Source organism: Allobosea eneae (assembly GCF_042657265.1).
Classification (GTDB): domain Bacteria; phylum Pseudomonadota; class Alphaproteobacteria; order Rhizobiales; family Beijerinckiaceae; genus Allobosea; species Allobosea eneae.
This window is the reverse complement of sequence record NZ_JBHSLW010000129.1, coordinates 890-2,951: the sequence shown is the minus strand read 5'-3', so window position 1 is coordinate 2,951 and position 2,062 is coordinate 890. Positions and strand designations below refer to the sequence as shown.

Genomic DNA, 2,062 nt, shown 5'->3' with positions numbered 1-2,062 from the left:
CCTGCGCAGCTCGCAGAGGCCATGGGTCGCGCGATCGCGCTCTCGCATCTGACCGGCCGGGCGGCTCTGCTCGACGAGCTGGCGGGCAGTCCCGATGGCCCGCGCAGCTGACACCTTGACCCTGCCGCCCAGCGCGTCCGTTCAAACGGCTATTCAAACGCTGGGCGGCCGTTCCGGAATTTTCCGGGGCATGGCCGCGGCCGCGGCTCGCGGCCGCCAGCGGGCTTCCTACGGGCCCGCGTCATGACACACTGGTCGGAACTCAATCGGGAGCCGAGCGCCAGGGCATTTGCGATCGCGGCAGCGGCGCCGACCGGCGCCCTGGAGACCCTGCGCTGCGAGGTCGACCGGGCGATCGCGAACGGCTTGTCACTGCGCGAGGTTCGTCGACGCCTCGCCATCGTCGGGGGCCGTATCGCGTCATGACCACGACGATGAGGGCCATCGGCCTGCCGTTCCAGGAGGCCATCGACTATCTCCGCCAGAAGGTGACCGTCACCTCGACCGGCTGGACCGATGTCTGGCAGAAGGCCAATGCAAAGGCCTTCACCGTCGCCGGCGCGACGGCCACCGCATTGGTCGAGGACTTCCGGCGCGAGATTGAAAAGGCGCTCGAAGACGGGACGACGCTGCAGGAGTTCCGCCAGCGCTTCGATGAGATCGTCCGGCGCCATGGCTGGGCTCATGTCGGCAAGCCCGGCTGGCGCGCCCGGGTCATCTACGAGACCAATCTCAGCATGGCCTATTCGGCTGGCCGCTATGCCCAGCAGACCGAGCCGGAGACGCTCGCGGCCTTCCCGTACTGGCAATATGTGCATTCCGGCGCCCGCCATCCCCGCAAGCAGCATCTCGCCTGGAACGGCACGGTGTTGCGGGCCGATGATCCGTTCTGGGACTGGGCCTATCCGCCCAATGGCTGGGGTTGTGGCTGCAGGGTTCGGCCGGTCAGCGAAGCCGGTTTGAAGCGCCAGGGTCGCCGCGGCGTGGACCAGGCGCCGGAGCGCCTGCCGATTCGCGAGGTGAACCGCAAGACCGGCGAGGTTCTGACCGGATCCCAAGGGGTCGATATCGGCTTCGACTACAATCCCGGCCAGGTCTGGATGAACGCGCCGCGCTCGGCCATGCCTGGGCTCGACGATACGTGAGCGGCTTCTCTGTCACCTTCAGTTTCGACTGGGACGAAGCACGCGCCGCTTTCGGTCGACTTGAGCGCGTCATGGCCGACACGACGCCGATCACGCGCGCGATCGGCACCGGCCTCGTCACCTCGACGCAGGATCGCTTCGACGACGAGGTGGCACCGGATGGCTCTGCCTGGGCGCCGCTCAATCCAACCTATGCCGCCGGCAAGCGCGGCGCCGGCATCCTGCGCGAGAGCGCGATGCGCGGGGGCCTGCAGGGCTCGATCACCTATCGCGCCGGCCGCTCGGACGTGCAGGTCGGCAGCAACAAGATCCATGCCGGCGTTCATCAGGGCGGCGCCGTGATCAGGCCGAAGAACGCTGGCCGTCTCGTCTTCCGCCTCGGCAACCGCATCGTCCACGCCCGCTCGGTCACAATCCCCAAGCGCGAATTCGTCGGCATCAGCAGCGACGACCAGGTCATGATCCTGGACGTCATCGAGGGCGGCCTTGCCCGCGCGCTCGGTTCCGGGCCATCATCCGGCGGCAAGCGCTGACCGCGTCGCGCTGATCCCTCCCATCGCCATGTAGGTCCCGGCCCCGTGCGGGGCCGTGTCGCGTATGGTCGCCGCCGGCCACATTCGGCGGCGATGAAGACCGTCGTTTCCTCCCTTCACTTCCAGATCCCGGCCGGTGCCGCTCCCGAATGGGTGCACCTGACGCCGGCCGGGACTTTTCGTGGAAACGACGGTCGCGGCCCCTTCACGCTGGAGAACGCAGACGATGTGATCCGCGCTTCGATGGCGGCGGGCAAGCTCCCGCTCGACGAGAATCACTCGATCGACCTCGCCGCCCCGGAGGGCCGACCGGCCCCGGCGCGGGGTTGGATCGTCGAGATGCAGGCGCGCGCGGACGGCCTTTGGGGTCGGGTCGAATGGACC

Annotated in this window: 4 protein-coding genes; all 4 read left to right on the top strand. The window is 68.5% G+C overall.

Annotated features, from left to right (window positions below; all coding sequences use genetic code 11):
• Window positions 1–243: 243 nt before the first annotated feature.
• On the top strand, window positions 244–426 hold the full coding sequence (locus tag ACFPOB_RS30385) for a hypothetical protein (protein ID WP_377801878.1): 183 nt from the start codon (window positions 244–246) through the stop codon (window positions 424–426).
• Window positions 423–1,145, top strand: a complete 723-nt coding sequence (locus tag ACFPOB_RS30380; protein ID WP_377801877.1) for a phage head morphogenesis protein — start codon at window positions 423–425, stop codon at window positions 1,143–1,145. The genes ACFPOB_RS30385 and ACFPOB_RS30380 overlap by 4 nt, the downstream gene beginning before the upstream one ends.
• Window positions 1,142–1,678, top strand: a complete 537-nt coding sequence (locus tag ACFPOB_RS30375; protein ID WP_377801876.1) for a phage virion morphogenesis protein — start codon at window positions 1,142–1,144, stop codon at window positions 1,676–1,678. The genes ACFPOB_RS30380 and ACFPOB_RS30375 overlap by 4 nt, the downstream gene beginning before the upstream one ends.
• 93 nt (window positions 1,679–1,771) lie before the next feature.
• A partial coding sequence (locus ACFPOB_RS30370; RefSeq protein WP_377801775.1) for a phage protease occupies window positions 1,772–2,062 on the top strand: 291 nt, incomplete at its 3' end.

Excerpts from the sequence above, each read along its gene's own strand:
- ACFPOB_RS30385 (WP_377801878.1), top strand. The coding sequence starts at position 244 with ATGACACACTGGTCGGAACTCAATCGGGAGCCGAGCGCCAGGGCATTT.
- ACFPOB_RS30380 (WP_377801877.1), top strand. The coding sequence starts at position 423 with ATGACCACGACGATGAGGGCCATCGGCCTGCCGTTCCAGGAGGCCATC.